Raw genomic sequence first — 17,815 nt, 5'->3', positions numbered from 1 at the left:
TCATGGTAGCACGGAAAATATCACCGCCTGCGCGCAATGTTACATACAGGCCATCGTGATGCGGTGAATGCGGGTCGCGCCATCAACGATGATTTCCTCCCCCTCGATCGCGGCCAGTCCCTTTATGCGCACCAGTTCATGCAGGGGGGCGGTCACGGGGGCGTCGTGCCAGCGTTCCGTCACCAGCCCGCAGCATGAGGTGCCCTGCGGCGTGTGAAGCAGGACACGGTCATTTACCCGGATCGCGGCGGTGGGGGAGACGACCAGCGTCCCCCCCTTGCGGAAGATCGGCTCCATGGTGTCGCAATCCACATGTACGGCATAGGAATGGTGATCGGCCATGCCGTGGAATTCCCACTTTTCCCACCGTTCCCCATCCGGCAGGCCGGTTTCGTCAAACAGTTCAGGGTGGGCAAGCTGTGAGAATGGGGCGATCTTCAGGTGGGAATGATGGGCTTTTGCCATGGCGTCGGGGTCATGGTGCCCGGACAGCAGCCGGCTGAAGCCTTCAAACGAAATGCCCGTGGCCGACAGCGTGCGCGCCAGGCTTTCGGTCCCGGGCCAGCGGGGCCGCCCCGAGGATGTGATGCGCTTGGACGGGTTGAAGGTCGTGCTGTCCAGTCCCGCCGCCCGCGCAAGGCCGGAGGGGGTCAGCCCCCGTTCCGCGGCCAGCCGGTCGATGGCGCGCCAGATGTCGTCATGGCTGATCATGCGGGCAGTTTCAGTATTTCGGTCCGGTGGCGGGCATCGCCCGCCCCGGTCAGGGTGAAGCGGTCGGCCCCAGTGCTGCGGGCCAGTCCCATCTCGTTCAGCCTGCGCAGGCAGGGCCCGTCGGGCACGTTGGCCGGACGGCCGTCATTCCCGCTCAGTTTCAGGCGGTGCAGGGCCGAACGGCAGCATGTTTCAAGATAAGGTTCATTCCACATGGGACAGGGACCGCCAAGGAACAGGAACAGGCACCGCCACCTTTTTACGACGGTTTGTTACCGGGATTTCAGGCAGACGTGCTTTCCCCTGTTCACATAGTGGCATTATTGCGGCATGTCCACCATGCGGGGCGGCCTTCCCTGCGCCTGCAGGAACAGAGGTATGTGCTGCATGCGCTACGCATTGGGGAATTGGTTACTATATCTAGGCATAGAGTGGGCGCATCGTCATATTCCTGACCGATATATGACCTATGCTTGTATAAAGTGCTGTAGAAAACAATCGATCCAAGGTTCTGTTGATGAAATTCCATACGTATCTTCTTGCCCTGTCCGTGGCTGGTGCAACTGTTGCCGGGTCGGTGGGGGCCATGGCGGCTGACTGTAACAACAGCCAGAATACCCCGAAATGGGATGTGCTGGGCCGTGTGGCGCAGCAGAGCGATTGCGCGGATAACCGTCTGCAGTCCTACCGGAACAACCTGAGCCAGCGTGAACAGGCGCTTAAGAATGGTCCGCAGAACCTGAAGCAGGACTACGACAACAAGATGAACAGCCTGCATGACAGCACGGTTGGCCGTTGGGATAGCGCGCGCGATGCCGAAAAGCAGAAGCTGACGGATGAACGCGACCGCGTTGACCAGAAGATCCAGAATGGTCGTGACCGTCTGGATGCGATTCGCAATACCCCGAAAAACCGTCTGGACAGCCTGCGCAATGCCGGGAGCGAAGAGCGCCAGCGCTGGGATAACCTGAAAAGCCAGACCGGTTCCGATGTCAGCAACTTCCTTGGTGGCAGCAACAGCCAGTAAGGCTGTGCTGCAGGGTTCCGTGCCGATGGTAGGGGACCCGCCCGTCAGGGTGTCGCAGGGTCCGTTCCCCTTGGGGACGGGCCCTTTTTCGTAAGGGCTGGCTGAAAAGCTGGCTTATGAAACATCCTGTAAATGTACTGAATGTTCTGGGTGATGCTTTTTTCAGAAAGCTTCGGTGAACGCCGCTTTTTTGGGAAAAGGCGGCACCCACAAACTTTTATTAACGATTTGTTTTTGAATAGTTTTCAAGGACTGTTGTGCCGGGGCGGCAGGTCTGCAAGGCAGCACAGGCAGGGTATGGCAATCCGCTCCTGTCCGGAGGCCGAAAACAGACATGCCCGGCTGGGCCGGGCATGAAAGCAACACGTCGTGTTTTATCGGGGCATGTCCCGCGTTTATGAACGCGGACGCTTGCGTGAGGACGCACCACTGCGTGGCGGTCCGCCAAACCCGCCACCGGGACGGCCCCCGCCGGGCTTGCGCCCGAACGGACGTCCGCCACGCGGCGGTCCGCTACGGCGGGGTGCGCCGCCAGCCGGTGCGCTGGCAGGTGAGATCTGCACTTCGTCATTCTCGATCGCGGCAATGCACGAACGGAATTTCTCGGTCGAATCCGGGGTAATCTCGAACAGGGTCTGGGTATCGTTGATGCGGATCGCACCGATATCCGCCTTGCGCACGCCACCAAGGCGGCAGATCAGCGGAATCAGCCACTTGGGATCAGCCTTTTCCTGCCGGCCCACGTTCATGGCGAACCAGGCACCCGGTTCGGCGCTGGCGTAGCTGTCGCGCGTGGGGCGGGTGCCGTCACGCTCGCTGCGTTCGCGCGGGGGACGCGGGGCGTCAGGGGTGATGTGACGCACGTTTTCCGGCGCAGGCAGGCGGGCGCGGTACATCTGCAGCAGGGCAGCGGCCAGCTGTTCGCTGGTGCGGCCTTCAACCAGCTGGCCAACCAGTTCCTTGTCCGCTTCGGCCACGTCCTCGTTCAGGACGGGATCGGCCAGCAGGCGCTTGGCGTCGTTGGCGCGGATTTCGGCGGCTGTCGGCACGCCGGACCATGTTGCCGTGATCTTTGCACCCTGCATCAGGCGTTCGGCACGGCGACGCTGTGACATGGGCACCATCAGCACGCACACGCCCTTGCGCCCCGCGCGGCCCGTGCGGCCCGAACGGTGCAGCAGGGTGGCGGGATCGGTCGGCAGGGTTGCATGGATCACCAGCGCCAGTGCGGGGATGTCGATGCCACGGGCGGCAACGTCAGTTGCAACGCACACATTGGCCTGACCCTTGCGCAGGCTGTCGATGGCGCGCGTACGCTCGTTCTGCCCCAGTTCACCAGACAGCGCGACGGAGGAGAAGCCGCGTTCCACCAGCGCGGCCTGCATGTGACGCACCATTTCACGGGTTGCGCAGAACACCATGGTGGTCTGGCTGTCGGTGTAGCGCAGTACGTTCACAACGGCGGGGATCAGTTCGCGCGCATCGGCCACGATGGCGCGGTATTCGATATCGGCATGCTGCTTGGCGCCCGATAGGGTGTCGATACGCACGGCGTCGTTCTGGTAACGCCGCGCCAGCGATGCGATTTCCTTGGCGATGGTGGCCGAGAACAGCAGCGTACGCCGTGTCTTGGGCATGGCGTCAAGCAGCTGCTCCAGTTCGTCCCGGAAGCCGAGGTCGAGCATCTCGTCCGCTTCATCCAGCACGACCACGCGCAGCTGTGACATGTCCAGACGGCCACGCGACTGATGATCGCACAGTCGCCCCGGCGTACCGACCACGATATGCGCGCCCATCTGCAGGGCGCGGGCTTCACGCCGTGCGTCCATGCCGCCGATGCACGATACGATACGCCCGCCAGCAGGCGCATACAGCCACGTCAGTTCACGCGTGACCTGCATGGCCAGTTCGCGTGTCGGCGCAATGATGACGGCCAGCGGCGGACCCGCCGGGCCAAAGCGTTCGGCTCCACCCAGCAGGGTATCGGCCATGGCCAGGCCGAAGGCGACGGTCTTGCCCGATCCGGTCTGGGCGGAAACAAGCAGGTCGCGCCCTTCGGCGGCGACATCCAGTACGGCTGTCTGGACGGGGGTGGGGTTATCGTACCCACGCTCGTCCAGCGCGCGTTGCAGGGCGGGGTGGGTTTCGGGAAACGGCATGTATCGGGCAATCCGGACAAAAACATGAAGAACACAGGCGACGCAGGAAGGAAACTGGCCGCCGGCCGTGTTCATGCGTCAGGGGAGAAGGCCGGTGCATAAAGAATGATTGCCCCAAAAGCCAGAATTAATAATGGCCGGGCCGTTTTTGCGACGCTTCCCGATCCCTTTCGGGGGATATTTTCCGCATGGGTGACACCCGCCCCCTTCAGCCTACCTGCGCTGCTATGTGCCGCAGGCTGCCTGAAAAGCCTGCCCGGGGCACATCGGGCAGTCATGGGGAAACTTCCTGCACATTGCTTCAGGGAGCGTTGCCTTTCTGGGCAAAGGCGACGCCTGAAACATTTTAATATTATTTATCAATAAGTTATTTTCAGGTTTCCTGAAAACATGCAGGCGGTTCCAAGGTGGAAAAATACCCGCTCCGGCCATGGCCCCGCCCGCCGGGTTGCGGCGTCCGGTCAGGGTACCAGCACCGCGGCCCCTTCAAACCGGCCATGGCGCAGGTCATCCAGCGCCCTGTTGGCCTCTTTCAGCGGATAGGGGGTTGTCGTGGTGCGTATGCCCACGCGCGGCACCAGTTCAAGGAAATCGATGCCATCCTGCCGTGTGAGGTTCGCGACCGAGACGATCTGCCGTTCCTCCCACAGCAGGTCATAGGAAAAGGCGGGGATCTCACTCATGTGGATGCCCGCGCACACCACACGACCGGCCTTGTGCACGGCCTTCAGCGCCGCAGGCACCAGCGCGCCCACCGGGGCGAAGATGATGGTGGCATCCAGCTGTTCAGGCGGCATCTCGTCCGATCCACCTGCCCAGACACACCCCAGCGACCGGGCGAATTCCTGCGTTTTCGTATCGCCCGGACGGGTAAAGGCATAGACCGAGCGCCCCTGCCACACCGCCACCTGCGCAATGATGTGGGCCGCAGCCCCGAAACCGTACAGCCCGATACTGCGCGCCTCCTTGCCCGCCATGACCAGCGACCGCCAGCCGATCAGCCCCGCGCAGAGCAGCGGGGCCGTTGCCACGTCGTCATCGCCATCGGGCAGGGGGAAGGTGAAATGCGCATCCGCCACCGCCATGGTGGCATACCCGCCATCGCGCGTGTAGCCGGTGAATAGCGGGTGGTCGCACAGGTTTTCGTGGTCGGTTTCACAGTAATGGCAGCAGCCACAGGTATGGCCCAGCCACGGAATGCCCACGCGCTGGCCCATGTGCAGACCTTCCACATTCGGGCCGATGGCATCGATCCGGCCCACGATTTCGTGCCCCGGCGTCAGCGCATGGCCGGGAAAGGGCAGGTCCGCATCCACCACATGCAGGTCCGTGCGGCACACGCCACACGCCCCCACCTTCACGCGGATCTGCCCCGGTCCCGGCATGGGATCGGGCAGTTCGGTCCATTGCAGGGGGGTATGGGGGGCAAGCAGTCGCATTGCGTACATGGGGTCCGCTCCTTGGCTGTCAGGGTGCGGCCTGCGGGCCGCCGATCAATGCGCTACGCTATCACGCCCGCCGTTCAATGCGGCATGACATGCATCATCACATCCATCACAACCCGGAGCGGTATGGGGTCATGGCATCCAGCGCGGGCAGTTCGGCCTGGATGGCGGCGCGTTCATGGTGCAGGAATCCGGCAACCGCCTCGCGCAGGCCGGGATGGCTGATCCAGTGGACTGAATGGGTCAGGCACGGACGGTAGCCGCGCTGCAGCTTGTGGTCGCCCTGTGCGCCTGCCTCCACCCGTTTCAGCCCATGGGCGATGGCGAAGTCGATGGCGCGGTAATAACACAGTTCAAAATGCAGGAAGGGCCAGTCCCCCTCCACCCGTCCCCAGTTGCGGCCATACAGGGTGGTGCGTCCTATGAGGTTGAGCGCACCCGCCACCGGCACACCATCACGTTTTGCGATCATCAGCACCACCCGGTCCCCCAGCCGTTGTGACAGCAGCGGAAAAAAGCCGGGCTGCAGGTAGGCGCTGCCCCATTTGCGGTCCACGGTGGACAGGTAGAACTGATAGAAATCATGCCACAGGGCATCGGTGATGTCCGTGCCGCGACAGGTATGGAACGTCAGGCCACAGGCATTGGCGTCGCGCCGTTCCCGGCGGATGGCCTTGCGCTTGCGCGAGGCAAGCGTGTCCAGGAAATCGTCAAAACTGGTATAGTCGCAGTTGTCCCAGTGGTACTGCACCCCAAGGCGCTGCAACCATCCGGTCTGTCCCAGCAGGTCATATTCATGCTGCGTGCAGAACGTGACATGGACCGAAGACAGGTCCAGTTCCCCACAGGCCTGACGTAACGCACGGCCCGCAAGCTGGCGCAGGACATCGGCATCCGGTGCGTCCCTGTGCACCAGCAGGCGCGGCCCCGGCACGGGGGAGAACGGGACAGCCACCTGCAGCTTTGGGTAATACTGCCCGCCCGCCTGCATGAAGGCCTGCGCCCATTGCTGGTCGAATACATATTCGCCGTAGGAATGACCCTTGGCATATAGCGGGGCGACCGCCAGCAGGCGGCCTGTCCCGTCGCGCAGGGCAAGGTGCTGGGGCATCCAGCCGGTCTGTGGCCCGGTGGACCCGCTGTCTTCCAGCGCGGACAGGAAGGCATGGCTGACAAACGGGTTGTCATCCCCGGCGCAGGCATCCCATTCCTGTGCCGGGATTTCGGCAATCCTGCGGTGCAGGATCATGGTGGTGCCGGTCATGACGGGCGCGCCAGTGGACAAACCGCGTGGGGCGTTGGGGTCATGACAGGCTCCCTTTTATGTTGTGGGGCTTTGTCTCAGCCTATTTCGAACAGGCCTTCCACTTCAACAGCCGAATCGAGCGGCAGCGACGGCACGCCCACGGTGGAGCGCGCATGACGGCCCGCATCACCAAACACCGCCACCGCCAGGTCGGACGCGCCATTCATCACGGCGGCATGCTGCGTAAAGTCCGGCGTGCAGGCAATGAACCCGCCCAGACGCACCACGCGCTTCACGCGCGACAGGTCGCCAATCGTGGCCTTCACCTGCGCGATCACGTTGATCATGCTGTAGCGCGCGGCTTCGACCGCCAGTTCAACGGCGACACTGTCGCCCAGCTTGCCCGTGGTCAGCAGCTTGCCATCCACCAGCGGCAGCTGCCCCGATACCACAAGCGAGGACCCGCTGAGGACGGCCGCGACATAATTCGCCACCGGGGCGGCAGGGGTGGGCAGGACAATGCCAAGCTGCTTCAGGCGCTGTTCGGGGGTGATGTCAGGCATATCGGGTTCATCCTTACGTTGTCAGGGGCGACAGGGCGCACGGGCCGGTGCGTCAGCCGACCAGTCGCAGCCCGCGCCGCCGTGGGGGTGTGTCATCGCCATCGTCATTGCCGGATTCAGGCAGGTCAAGCGGCAGCATGGGGGCGGGGGTGTCCACCATCATGTCCTCATGCGGGGCATCGGGCAGCCTGCGTCCCAGATAGGCATCTGAAAGCGCCCGGAAGGCATAGTCCAGCATGGATGTCGCGTAGGACGCAACCGGGTCGCCTTCCACCGTGCCGGCCGGGCCGAAATGGGTATAGGCGAAGGCCTCGACATAGCTTTCCAGCGGTGCGCCGTATTGCAGGCCGATACTGACAGCCTGCCCCAGCGTATCCATAAGGCCACGTACCATCGGGCTTTCGCGCGTGGGGGTCAGGCTGATTTCCCCCAGCGACCCGTCGGCATATTCCCCCGTGCGCAGGAACAGCCGGTGGCCGCCCACGCTGGCCTTCTGGGTAAAGCCGCCATGGCGTGCGGGCAGGGGACGGCGCACGCCGCGTTCCAGACCTGCGCGGGTGGCCAGTGTGTCGCGCGTGGCGTCGGGGCGTGCGGGCACGCGGTCCACGAACCCGCTGAGCGCGCGGTGCATGGCCTGATGCGACGCGGCACCGGGTAATGGCAGCACGGTCTCCCCCGCCAGTGTCGCGGCAAAGGCGGCCTCCAGCGTCAGCCCCCGGCACGCAAGCCGCGCCAGCGTGCTGGTGGCCAGCCGCCCGTCGGCGCGCAGCGGGGAGAAAACGGGGGCAAGCCCGCACGATTCCACCCCCAGCAGCGCATCGATCGGGCCGGGCGTGGAAAAACCGGTTTCAACGCGCGCGGCAGGGTGGTCGGTCTCGACCGCGGCTTCCTGCCACACCGCGCGGGCGATCTGGCTGACGCCGGGCAGGATGCTGCGCACGGGCGGCAGCGGCATGGCGTCCGCGCCCTCGCCGGAATGGGCGACAAGGGTGGCAAGGGCCACGATGCTGCATGCCGCGTCTCGCCCGGCTTCGCTGTCATAATCCAGCCCCAGCCCGGCCAGGCAGGCATCAAGGTTGGTCAGCAGGATGGCGCCAGCCACCGGCGGACGTTCATGCAGGTCGGCCACGACGGGGGCGGGGACGGCGCGCAGGTGGGGCGTGGCCCCGCCTGACGGGTCGGGCAGTGGCAGTTCGCCATTGCGCATATGCTGCTTCTGTCGCGACACCGCGCGCAGCACGCGGGCCAGCAGGCGCAGGGCCGCGACGAAATCGGTGGCCATGAACCCGTTATCGGCTTCGACAAAGGCCGCAAGGTTGACCACGAAGGCGGGCCTGCGGTCATGGTGCCCGTGCCACAGGCTGTCCGCTGGCGCGGCCTGCCGCATCAGCAGCAGGCACGACAGCGTGCGCGCGACGGGCTGGACCGTGGGGCCGGATATTTCACCGGTACACAGGTCGTCTATCCATCGCGCGGCCTCGACCGGCAGGCTGGCGGGGCCATGGCCGGGGGCCAGCTGGGCCAAGGCCTCGGCTGCCGTGTCATCCCAGTCGGCGGGCAGGGTAATGGAACGTGGCGCGTCGTCGGGGTCCGCTGCGGCCTCTACGGTACGCATGCGCACGCCATTCCAGTGGCTTCGTGCTGTCATGCCTTCTGTTTTACCGGCACGGACAGGGCGCGCGGAACCCGTCTGGACCGGAGTCGCAACTATACATTCCACTGGATACCGTGGATATGGGGGATAAGTACGGACGGGCCGGAAGGGGGGCGAAATCCCACGGTCCCGACAGGGTGATGGCTGTGATCGAGTCCCGCTGTGTCACGCGCATCCCGTCCGTCACGGCGGGGCAGGTGACGTAGGAGGGGGCTGTCGCCCTGCCCGTTTTGCCTGATCGTGCAGATGTGACGGCCGCTCGCGCATATGCGCGTGGACCGCGCGCGGGCAGGCGGACTAGGCTTCGGTCATGGCAAATCTAGGCACCCGTATCTATACCCGTTTCAAGGGGCGGCTGGTCGGCAGGGACGCCGATGGCCGACCCTATTATGAGGCCCGGACCCCCAACCGCACCGGTGGCGGGGAAAAGCGTCATGAACGCTGGGTCATCTATCACCGGGGGGAAGACGCATCCGCCGTCCCGCCCGAATGGTGGGGCTGGCTGCACCATATGGATGATGCCCCCCTGCCCGAAAGCGCGCGCCAGCCATGGCAGCGGCCGTGGCAGCCCAACCAGACCGGAACGGCGGCCGCGTATCACCCCCCCGGCAGCGACGTGCGTGGTGGGCAGCGGGCTTCAACTACCAGCGATTATGAGGCATGGTACCCCGAGGGATGAAACCGGTGGCGTAACCTGCTAGGGTGCGCGCCACTGGATATTGGGGAAGCATTGCCAACATGGTTGCTGCTGTTTCAGGGCGAGCGGGCCGTCAGCCAGCGGAACTTCTTGCCGGATTTGCCGTGCTGGCCGTGCTGGCGGGCATGCTGGCCTATGCCGTGCTGGACAAGGGGCGGCCGCATGAAAGCGGCTACCGGCTGAACGCGGGTTTTGCCCACATAGATGGCCTGTCGGTCGGTTCGGATGTCAGGCTGGCCGGAATCACGGTGGGCCAGGTGGTTGATGAACATGTCGATCCCAAAACCTTTGAAGCCCAGGTCACCTTTACCGTGCGGCCCGATATCAAACTGCCGGATGATACGGCGGCGATCATTACCAGCGACAGCCTGTTGGGCGGTAAATACATCGCGCTGTCCCCCGGTGGGGATGAGAAGATGCTGGCCCCCGGCGGCACGATCGGCCAGACGCAGGGCGCGATCAGCCTTGAACAGTTGCTGAGCAAGTTCATCTTTTCCGTCACCGATACGCTGACCAAGGCCCGGCAGGACAAGGCACAGGCTTCCCGGCCTGCGCAGCCCCCTGCGGACGGAGACACCCCATGAGCCATGATGCGGACGCCAGCGCGGGGATGCCGAAGGTCTGGCCGCAATCCGATGGCACGCCGGTGTCATGCCGGGATAAATTGCTGATATTGCAGGAAAATTATACGGAATTGCAGGGTATTCTACGTGACGCGTTCGAAGATGCGATCCTGATGGGCGTGGATGAGGCGGCAATGCGCCAGATCCTGCTTGACCTTGTGGGTGGATTGCGGAGCCCCAAGGCATGAGGCGTCTCCTGCGCTGCCTGCCCGCCGTCCTGCTGTCCGGACTGCCCGCCTGCGCCCATGCGGTCGAATGGCTGGCCCCGCCCGCGATGTATCCGCCCGATACGTGGCAGGGGCGGTCCATCGCCACGGTGCGGGTGCTGGACAAGCTGGATGCCCATATCCAGATGCTCGACATCCCCACGGGACAGGACGTCACCTATAAAAGCCTGACGCTGCATGCCACGTCATGCCTGCAGCGGCCGCCCACCCTGCCTGCGGACAGCGCCGCATGGATGGAAGTGCACGACGCGCATGAAGGCATGGCGGCCTTTCAGGGATGGATGGCGATCGACGAACCCGCGACCGGCGTGTTCCAGAACCCGCTTTATGATGTACAGCTTGCGGGATGCAGCGGCGATGCGGTAGCCCCCGTGCCACCCCCGCTTGCAACCGTGGCGGCCCCCGGCGTGGGGGCTGATGGCAGCCCGGTCCCGGCGGCTGGCGGCACGGCCCCGTCGCCCGCGCCGGGCACGGCCGTGCCGGATGCGCCGCAGCCGATGTCGCCCACGCAGGCCCCGACCGTGGCGCCCCCGGCCTCGCCGCCGCTGCCCACGCCGCCTGCCCCTGATCCGGGGGATGAGGGGGCAGCCCCGCTAATGCTGCATTAGATAATAGTTTAATTTGTATCGTATCAATGCTGTCCGCCTGTCCGGTATGGTTCCGGGCTTGCGTATTCCCCAGCTTTGCCGGAGGCTAGACCCATCATGAGCAAGATACCTTCCTTTCCTTCGCTCGATCGGCTGCCTCCGCCTGCACGCGCGGCATTCCTGCTGGATTTTGATGGTACGCTGGTTGATATCGCCCCCACGCCTGAATCCGTGGTGGTGGCGCCCGGCCTGCTCGATACGCTCAGGCGCCTGCGTGACAGGTGCGGCAATGCACTGGCCGTGATTTCGGGACGGCCCATTGACCAGATCGACCATTTTCTGGGTGACGTGCCCTATGCCGTGGCGGGTGAACATGGCATCGCCATCCGTCATGCGCCGGGGCAGGCCATTGAACGTGCGCCTTTGCCGCCGGTGCCTGCCGCATGGATCGAACAGGCTGACAGGCTGGCCCATGCCCATCCCGGCGTGCGGATCGAACGCAAGAAGGCGGGGCTGGTGCTGCATTACCGGGGCGCGCCAGATGCGGGTCCGGAACTGGGCAAAATCGCGGATGACTGGGTCGCTGCGACCAATGGCGCCTTTCACGTGCAGGCGGCCAAGATGGCGTGGGAAATCCGCCCCGCGGGCATAGACAAGGGTCATGCGGTGGAAGTGCTGATGAAAAGCGCGCCATTTGCCGGGCGGGCCCCGATTTTCGTGGGCGATGATGTGACGGATGAAGACGGCATCCGCATGGCGGTGCATCTGGGCGGGGTCGGTTTCCGTATCCCGGCTGATTTCCCTGATCCCGCGGCCTTCCGTGGCTGGCTTGCGCAACTGGCACAGGGGGGCGGGGACACATGGGGCGACTGATTATTGTATCCAACCGCGTCCCGTCCCCGCGTGAACGCAGCCAGCCCGCAGGCGGTCTGGCCGTCGGGCTGAAAGATGCGCTGCGCGAAGGGGAATCGCTGTGGTTCGGCTGGTCAGGCAAGCAGGTGCAGCTGCATGGCGGTGATCCGGTGCCCCGGCTGGACCGGGTTGATAACGTCACCTACGCCACCATTGACCTGACCCCGCTGCAGTATGAGGGGTTTTACCAGAATTTCTCCAACGGCATCCTGTGGCCGCTGTTTCACTACCGCGTGGGGCTGATGAACTATTCCCGCACGGACTGGGAAACCTACCTTGCGGTCAACGCCATGTTCGCGCGCACCCTGCTGCCGCTGCTGCGGCCCGATGACGTGATATGGGTGCATGATTACCACCTGTTCCCGCTGGGGCAGGCGCTGCGGGATCTGGGGGTGAAATGCCGGATCGGGTTCTTCCTGCATATTCCCTTTCCGCCATGGAGCCTCGTGCGCTCCCTGCCAGGCGCGGAGCTGCTGCTTGAGGATATGCAGAGCTATGACCTGGTGGGCGTGCAGACCCCCGAGGATGCCGAGAACCTGAATCACTCGCTGGAAGTCAACGGCCTGCCGCCGCGTGGGGAGGCATTTCCCATTGGCATTGATCCCGATGAGTTCCGCGCGCAGGCGGAAAAAAGCATGCAGGGACCGGAGGTCGAGCGCCTGGAAGGCAGCCTGCGCGGTGCCAAGCTGGTGCTGGGCGTGGACCGGCTGGACTATTCCAAGGGCCTGCCCGAACGCTTTCGTGGTTATGAGGCGCTGCTGGCCCGCTATCCCGAACATCGTGGCAAGGTGACGTTTCTGCAGGTCGCTCCCATTTCCCGGGGCAGTGTGGAGGAATACCGCCAGCTGCGCCGCCAGCTTGACGAACTGACCGGGCGGATCAACGGTGCGTATTCCGAATTCGATTGGACGCCCATCCGCTACATCACCCGCCCGCTTCCGCGTGAGGTTCTGGCCGGGTTCTACCGCCGGGCGGAAGCCGCCCTGATCACGCCCCTGCGCGATGGCATGAATCTTGTTGCCAAGGAATACGTGGCGGCGCAGGACCCGGCCAATCCGGGCGTGCTGATCCTGTCGCATTTCGCGGGTGCCGCGCCGGAAATGGACGAAGGCATCCTGGTCAATCCGTATGATCCCGATGAGATCGCCGATGCCCTGCATGAGGCGCTGACGATGGGCCTTGCGGAACGCCGCACGCGCTGGCAGGCGCTGGAGCGCGAGGTCAGCAGCACGACAGCCGTAAGCTGGGCCGCTGATTTCATGCGCGCGTTGCAGGCAGCGCCCGTCGTGGACCGATCGTAGCCAGCCATGCGTTCAACTGCTTTATTGATGGTGCTGGCAGGGTTTGCCGCACTTGGTGTCGCGTGGTGGAGCCAGTACACACTCGGCCACGTCCCCTGCGGGCTGTGCCTGTGGGAACGCTGGCCCTACCGTATCCTGATCGTGCTGGGGGCATTCGCCACCATATTGCCGCGCGACATGGCCCGTGGTGTGCTGTGGCTGTGCATGCCGGTGCTGCTGTGCGCCTTCGGGCTGTCGGTTGTGCATGTGGGGGTGGAACAGGGCTGGTGGGCCAGCCCGCTGCCTGAATGCCGTGCACCCACATTCCACGGCGGCAGTTTTGCCGAGCGCCTGGCCTCCATGCCGCGCCGTCCGGCCAAGCCGTGCGACGCGGCGACCTATCTTGTGCCCGGCGTGCCATTGTCCATGGCCATGATGGACGGGATCTATGCCCTTGCGCTGATTCCGCTTGTACGCCGGGGATTGCGGATCAAGGCGAAGTTCCGCGGCCGCGGCCGAAAAACAATCCAAGGATAAACAGGACGATGAAGACAAAAAAGAGTACCTTGCCAAAATAGGCAAAGGTGTCCGAGATGCCGCCGAAGCCAAAGACCGCGGCGATCAGGGCCAGGACAAGGAATGTGATGGTCCAGCGTAACAGGTCCATGATCCGGTTCCTTCCGATCGTTGTTGTGACAGACGCGGGCATGCCATCCGCTCTATAACAATGCGCCAGACGGCACCCGGTTCATCGGGCGGCATGATTTTGGTTTTCGGGGCGGGAAGGCAGGATATGACAGCACGCGACAGCACGGCCGGATTTTACGCTATGTACACGCACGGGTTTGCGCGCGTGGCGGCATGTACGTTGCCGGTGGTTCTGGCAGACCCGATGGAAAACGCGCGCCGCACCAGTGAAGCAATCCGTGCCTGTCATGATGCAGGGGCCGTGGTTGCGGTTTTTCCTGAACTGGGCCTGTCGGGTTATGCCATCGAGGACCTGCGCCAGCAGGACGTGCTGCTTGACCGCGTGGGCGATGCCATAACGTGGCTTGCAGCGCAGACGGCGGGCTTGCGGCCGCTGGTGCTGGTGGGGGCACCGGTCGTGTGGGGGGATGCGCTGTACAACTGCGCCATTGCCCTGCATGACGGGCGTATTGCTGGCGTCATTCCCAAGTCCTACCTGCCCAATTACCGCGAGTTTTACGAGGCACGGCAGTTTACTGCCGGTGCGGGGCTGCGGGGCGGCCATGTCACGCTGGGTGGTCATGACGTGCCGTTTGGCACCGACCTGCTGTTCCGTGCCCGCGATGTGCCGGGGCTGGTGGTGGCCGCCGAAATCTGTGAAGACATGTGGGTGCCCCAGCCGCCGGGCATTCAGGCCGCCCTTGCCGGGGCCACGGTCATTGCCAACCTGTCGGCATCCAACATCACGGTGGGCAAGGCGCGTACGCGCACGCTGCTGTGCCAGTCCCATTCCGCGCGCTGTATCTGTGCCTATCTGTATGCTGCGGCGGGGGAGGGGGAATCAACCACCGACGTGGCGTGGGACGGGCAGGCTTCCATTTTTGAAAATGGCACGCTTCTTGCGCAAAGTGCGCGTTTTCCATCCGGCCTTGTCACGCTGACGGCGGATGTGGACCTTGATCTGCTGCGGCAGGAACGCCTGCGCATGGGCACCTTTGCCGACAACCGGGCGCATGAAGGTGTGCGGGACTGGCGCTGGATCGATCTGACCATGGCCCCGCCCATGGAAAATATCGGCCTGCAGCGCGCCATTCCCCGCTTTCCCTTCGTGCCCAGTGACCCTGCGGTGCTGGATCAGGACTGTTACGAAGCCTTTACCATACAGGTCACGGCCCTGAAGCGGCGGCTGCTGGCGTCACGGGTGAAAACGCTGGTCATTGGTGTTTCGGGTGGTCTTGATTCCACCCATGCGCTGCTGGTCGCGGCCCGGGCGGCGGATGAAAGCGGGCTGGGGCGGCAGGCGGTGCTGGGCTATACCATGCCCGGCTTTGGCACCAGCAGCGACACGCGTGGCAATGCGCATGAACTGATGGCGGCACTGGGTATACAGGCGCGTGAAATCGACATCCGCCCGGCGGCACGGCTCATGCTGGAACAGATGGGACATCCCTTTGCCGCGGGGGAGGACGTGTACGACGTCACGTTCGAAAATGTGCAGGCGGGGCTGCGGACCGATTTCCTGTTCCGGCTGGCCAACCAGTCGGGCGGGATCGTCATTGGCACCGGCGACCTGTCGGAACTGGCGCTGGGCTGGTGCACTTACGGCGTGGGCGACCAGATGGCGCATTACAATGTCAATTCCGGCCTGCCGAAAACACTGATCCAGCACCTGATCCGCTGGGTCATGGCCAGCGGGCAGGAACAGGCACGGACCTGCGCGGTGCTGGATGCCATCCTGTCCACCGAAATCTCGCCCGAACTGGTGCCCGCCACGGCGGGACAGGCGGTGCAGAGCACGGAATCGCTGATCGGCCCGTATGCATTGCAGGATTTTACCCTGTTCCATGTGCTGCGGTATGGCTTCCGCCCGTCCAGAATCGCATTCATGGCACTGCATGCATGGGGTGATGCCGCAGTCGGGGCGTGGCCGCCGGGTTTCCCCGCTGGTAGCCAGCGGAGCTATGATCTGCCCGAAATCCGTCACTGGCTGGGTGTTTTTCTTAACCGATTCTTTGGTTTCAGCCAGTTCAAGCGTTCGGCCATGCCCAACGGGCCGAAGGTTGTTGCCGGGGGCGCACTGTCACCGCGCGGGGACTGGCGTGCGCCGTCTGATGGCAATGCCCGCATATGGCTGGAGGAACTGGAAAAACAGGTTCCGTCAAACTGAACCGATTTGACCCTGATTCCGAATTTCTTAACCCATTGCTGTCAATTAGCGTCGTGAAAGCATCCCCTTCCCGGTCGTGACGATCATGGCGGCGCGGGTGGCGGGTCATCTGTAGCGACGTCGGGAGACATGCATGTTCCCGCAATGCGTGAAAAGGAACGGAATGCATGGGTGTGACCGTAACCGGGGCCACGGGCCAGACGCTGGGGATCAATCCGGACAGCAGCGTCATAGCGGGACTGCAGCAGGCGGGTGAGGCGGCGGCCCTGCAATCGCTGATCGGCGGCATTCCCGGTGCCGACATCACCGCATTGACGCAGGCCTATGGCGGGGACATCACCAACGTTCCGGCGCAGTCCCTGCGCATGCTGGGCGTGGCCGGGATCGACCGGTCGATCGCGCAGCAGATTGGCGGGACGGCACAGGAGATCACGTCCGACGGGTATTATGACACGACCGCCAGCAAGGTTGTGATTGGCAGTACAACGCCCGCGCCGCTGGATGGCACCGTCGTCCTGGACAGTGGCAGCCAGGCTGTGACCGCCGTGGACGGCGACATGGGCGAGGTGGATTTCATCGCCGGATCGGGCGACGTAAATTATTACGCGGCTGGCGGCAATACCGAGTTCGTCAGTGGCGGCGGGCAGGATGTCATGCATGTCATGGGCGGGACCGACACGGTCTATGCCTTTGACGGCACGCCCACCGTGACCGGAGACTGGAACGCCCCCGGTGGGACGACGGCGTTTGACGGTGGCAATGCACAGTTGCAGGTATTTGATGGTGTCGTAGTGCAGGATGTCAGCAATTCGGGCATCGTTACCTATGCAACCGATGATTATTTTGAAGAACCTGCCCCTGCGCAGGATACCGCAACCATTGATGGGGGCGTGTCCGACACCATTTACGGCAGCAATGACCTTGTTATCAATTCCACCAGCGACAGTACCATCCACGGCGATGACAGCCTGACCGTAAGCGGGGGCGACAGCGATACGATTTCGGCCAGCTATTCCACCCTGCTTGATAATGTCGATGCCAGTTCGATTTCGGTCAGCGTGCCGGGCACACTGACATTCATTGATGGCAGTAAGGGCATTTCCGACACCGTAACCGGAAGCAACGCCACCATTTTCGGCACTGCCGGACTGGACCTGAGCGCGAATACAGCCGGGAACATCACCTATTACGCCAGCGGCGGGAATGAAACGCTTGATGGCGGGCTGTCAACGAATGCGCTCTACGCCGTGGCGGGTAACGGAAACGACACCCTGATCGGCGGGCAGGGTGCTGACACCCTGCAGGCCGGTCTGGGCAATGACCTGCTGCAGGCAGGGAACGGCACGACAGAATTCGATTTCATCAAGGGGCAGGATGGTGGCAACGACATCATTCAGGACTTTGGCAGGTCGGCAGGCAATGCCGTCAAGCTGTCCGGTTATGATGCGAGTGCGGGTGCCATCCAGTCCATGCTGGACAACGCCACCATTGCCGGCGGAAATACGACCGTAAGCCTGGATGACGCGACCCGGATTACTTTTGTCGGCGTGACGGACCTGAAGGCGCAGAATTTCAAAAGCTGAGGCTGGCGGCCCATAACCCGCGCCAGATACTGCTGTCATGTGGATGGGGTGTCTGGCGCGGGAAATATTTTTTCAGGACCAGTTTTTTTTAGCCAGAATGATACGATTTCGATATAAACAATCTGTTATCGCACAGATGGGCCAATATAACTACCGTTTTCGCAAAGGCTTCGGTTCTTGCTGACCACAACAGCAGGAATTTTTATGTGATAACAAAAAATTGCTGGTGTAACCCCATTCATCGGGT

General features: G+C 63.5%; 18 protein-coding genes. 10 read left to right on the top strand and 8 right to left on the bottom strand.

What is annotated here, in order from left to right; genetic code table 11:
• Positions 1-39: 39 nt before the first annotated feature.
• Both CFR80_RS07405 and CFR80_RS07400 read right to left on the bottom strand, forming a co-directional pair.
• On the bottom strand, positions 40-711 hold the full coding sequence (locus CFR80_RS07405) for a helix-turn-helix transcriptional regulator (protein WP_010514633.1): 672 nt from the start codon (positions 709-711) through the stop codon (positions 40-42).
• A complete protein-coding gene (locus CFR80_RS07400; RefSeq protein ID WP_010514634.1) occupies positions 708-926 on the bottom strand; it encodes a hypothetical protein in 219 nt (72 codons plus the stop codon). The genes CFR80_RS07405 and CFR80_RS07400 overlap by 4 nt, the downstream gene beginning before the upstream one ends.
• Positions 927-1,228: 302 nt before the next feature.
• Here CFR80_RS07400 and CFR80_RS07395 point away from each other — a divergent pair, with 302 nt between their 5' ends.
• Entirely contained in the window at positions 1,229-1,738 is a 510-nt protein-coding gene (locus tag CFR80_RS07395; RefSeq protein WP_010514635.1) for a hypothetical protein, read from the top strand.
• Between the two features lie 395 nt (positions 1,739-2,133).
• Here CFR80_RS07395 and CFR80_RS07385 read toward each other — a convergent pair whose 3' ends face one another.
• The 5 genes from CFR80_RS07385 to CFR80_RS07365 all read right to left on the bottom strand — a co-directional run bounded on the left by CFR80_RS07385 (position 2,134) and on the right by CFR80_RS07365 (position 8,799).
• Positions 2,134-3,897 carry a DEAD/DEAH box helicase gene (locus CFR80_RS07385; RefSeq protein ID WP_010514638.1) on the bottom strand — a complete coding sequence of 588 codons (1,764 nt, stop codon included), beginning with the start codon at positions 3,895-3,897 and terminating at the stop codon, positions 2,134-2,136.
• Positions 3,898-4,358: 461 nt separating this feature from the next.
• Positions 4,359-5,345 (bottom strand): zinc-dependent alcohol dehydrogenase family protein, encoded by a 987-nt coding sequence (locus CFR80_RS07380; RefSeq protein WP_010514639.1) that lies wholly within the window; start codon positions 5,343-5,345, stop codon positions 4,359-4,361.
• 106 nt (positions 5,346-5,451) lie between these two features.
• Complete coding sequence (locus CFR80_RS07375) at positions 5,452-6,606, bottom strand: GNAT family N-acetyltransferase (RefSeq protein ID WP_010514640.1); 1,155 nt, start codon at positions 6,604-6,606, stop codon at positions 5,452-5,454.
• Positions 6,607-6,683: 77 nt separating this feature from the next.
• Positions 6,684-7,151, bottom strand: a complete 468-nt coding sequence (locus CFR80_RS07370; protein WP_010514641.1) for a RidA family protein — start codon at positions 7,149-7,151, stop codon at positions 6,684-6,686.
• Positions 7,152-7,203: 52 nt separating this feature from the next.
• Positions 7,204-8,799: a TSCPD domain-containing protein gene (locus CFR80_RS07365; protein ID WP_029329504.1), complete on the bottom strand. Its 1,596-nt coding sequence runs from the start codon at positions 8,797-8,799 to the stop codon at positions 7,204-7,206.
• Positions 8,800-9,115: 316 nt separating this feature from the next.
• Here CFR80_RS07365 and CFR80_RS07360 point away from each other — a divergent pair, with 316 nt between their 5' ends.
• From CFR80_RS07360 to CFR80_RS07330, 7 genes are all read left to right on the top strand, one after another.
• Positions 9,116-9,484 (top strand): NADH-ubiquinone oxidoreductase subunit NDUFA12 family protein, encoded by a 369-nt coding sequence (locus tag CFR80_RS07360; RefSeq protein ID WP_010514643.1) that lies wholly within the window; start codon positions 9,116-9,118, stop codon positions 9,482-9,484.
• 59 nt (positions 9,485-9,543) lie between these two features.
• Positions 9,544-10,086 carry an outer membrane lipid asymmetry maintenance protein MlaD gene (gene mlaD / locus CFR80_RS07355; RefSeq protein ID WP_010514644.1) on the top strand — a complete coding sequence of 181 codons (543 nt, stop codon included), beginning with the start codon at positions 9,544-9,546 and terminating at the stop codon, positions 10,084-10,086.
• Entirely contained in the window at positions 10,083-10,313 is a 231-nt protein-coding gene (locus CFR80_RS07350; RefSeq protein ID WP_010514645.1) for a hypothetical protein, read from the top strand. Before mlaD ends, CFR80_RS07350 begins: the two co-directional genes overlap by 4 nt.
• Positions 10,310-10,960: a DUF2155 domain-containing protein gene (locus CFR80_RS07345; protein ID WP_110507196.1), complete on the top strand. Its 651-nt coding sequence runs from the start codon at positions 10,310-10,312 to the stop codon at positions 10,958-10,960. Before CFR80_RS07350 ends, CFR80_RS07345 begins: the two co-directional genes overlap by 4 nt.
• Before the next feature lie 96 nt (positions 10,961-11,056).
• Entirely contained in the window at positions 11,057-11,812 is a 756-nt protein-coding gene (otsB, locus tag CFR80_RS07340; protein ID WP_010514647.1) for a trehalose-phosphatase, read from the top strand.
• Positions 11,800-13,152, top strand: a complete 1,353-nt coding sequence (locus tag CFR80_RS07335) for an alpha,alpha-trehalose-phosphate synthase (UDP-forming) (protein WP_010514649.1) — start codon at positions 11,800-11,802, stop codon at positions 13,150-13,152. Before otsB ends, CFR80_RS07335 begins: the two co-directional genes overlap by 13 nt.
• A 6-nt stretch (positions 13,153-13,158) precedes the next feature.
• Positions 13,159-13,668, top strand: coding sequence for a disulfide bond formation protein B (locus CFR80_RS07330; protein WP_082071071.1), 510 nt, complete (start codon positions 13,159-13,161; stop codon positions 13,666-13,668).
• On the opposite strand, the gene CFR80_RS07325 is transcribed toward CFR80_RS07330, so the two are convergent.
• Entirely contained in the window at positions 13,622-13,798 is a 177-nt protein-coding gene (locus tag CFR80_RS07325) for a DUF1328 domain-containing protein (protein ID WP_010508831.1), read from the bottom strand. The genes CFR80_RS07330 and CFR80_RS07325 overlap by 47 nt on opposite strands.
• A gap of 126 nt (positions 13,799-13,924) precedes the next feature.
• Between CFR80_RS07325 and CFR80_RS07320 the strand changes: the two genes are divergently transcribed.
• Positions 13,925-15,985, top strand: a complete 2,061-nt coding sequence (locus tag CFR80_RS07320) for an NAD(+) synthase (RefSeq protein WP_010514651.1) — start codon at positions 13,925-13,927, stop codon at positions 15,983-15,985.
• Between the two features lie 167 nt (positions 15,986-16,152).
• Positions 16,153-17,568, top strand: a complete 1,416-nt coding sequence (locus CFR80_RS07315) for a hypothetical protein (RefSeq protein WP_110507195.1) — start codon at positions 16,153-16,155, stop codon at positions 17,566-17,568.
• Positions 17,569-17,815: the final 247 nt, after the last annotated feature.

The sequence above is a fragment of the Komagataeibacter oboediens genome, assembly GCF_003207815.1.
In the GTDB taxonomy this organism is placed as follows: Bacteria; Pseudomonadota; Alphaproteobacteria; order Acetobacterales; family Acetobacteraceae; genus Komagataeibacter; species Komagataeibacter oboediens.
This window is presented reverse-complemented; position numbering and strand designations above follow the sequence as displayed.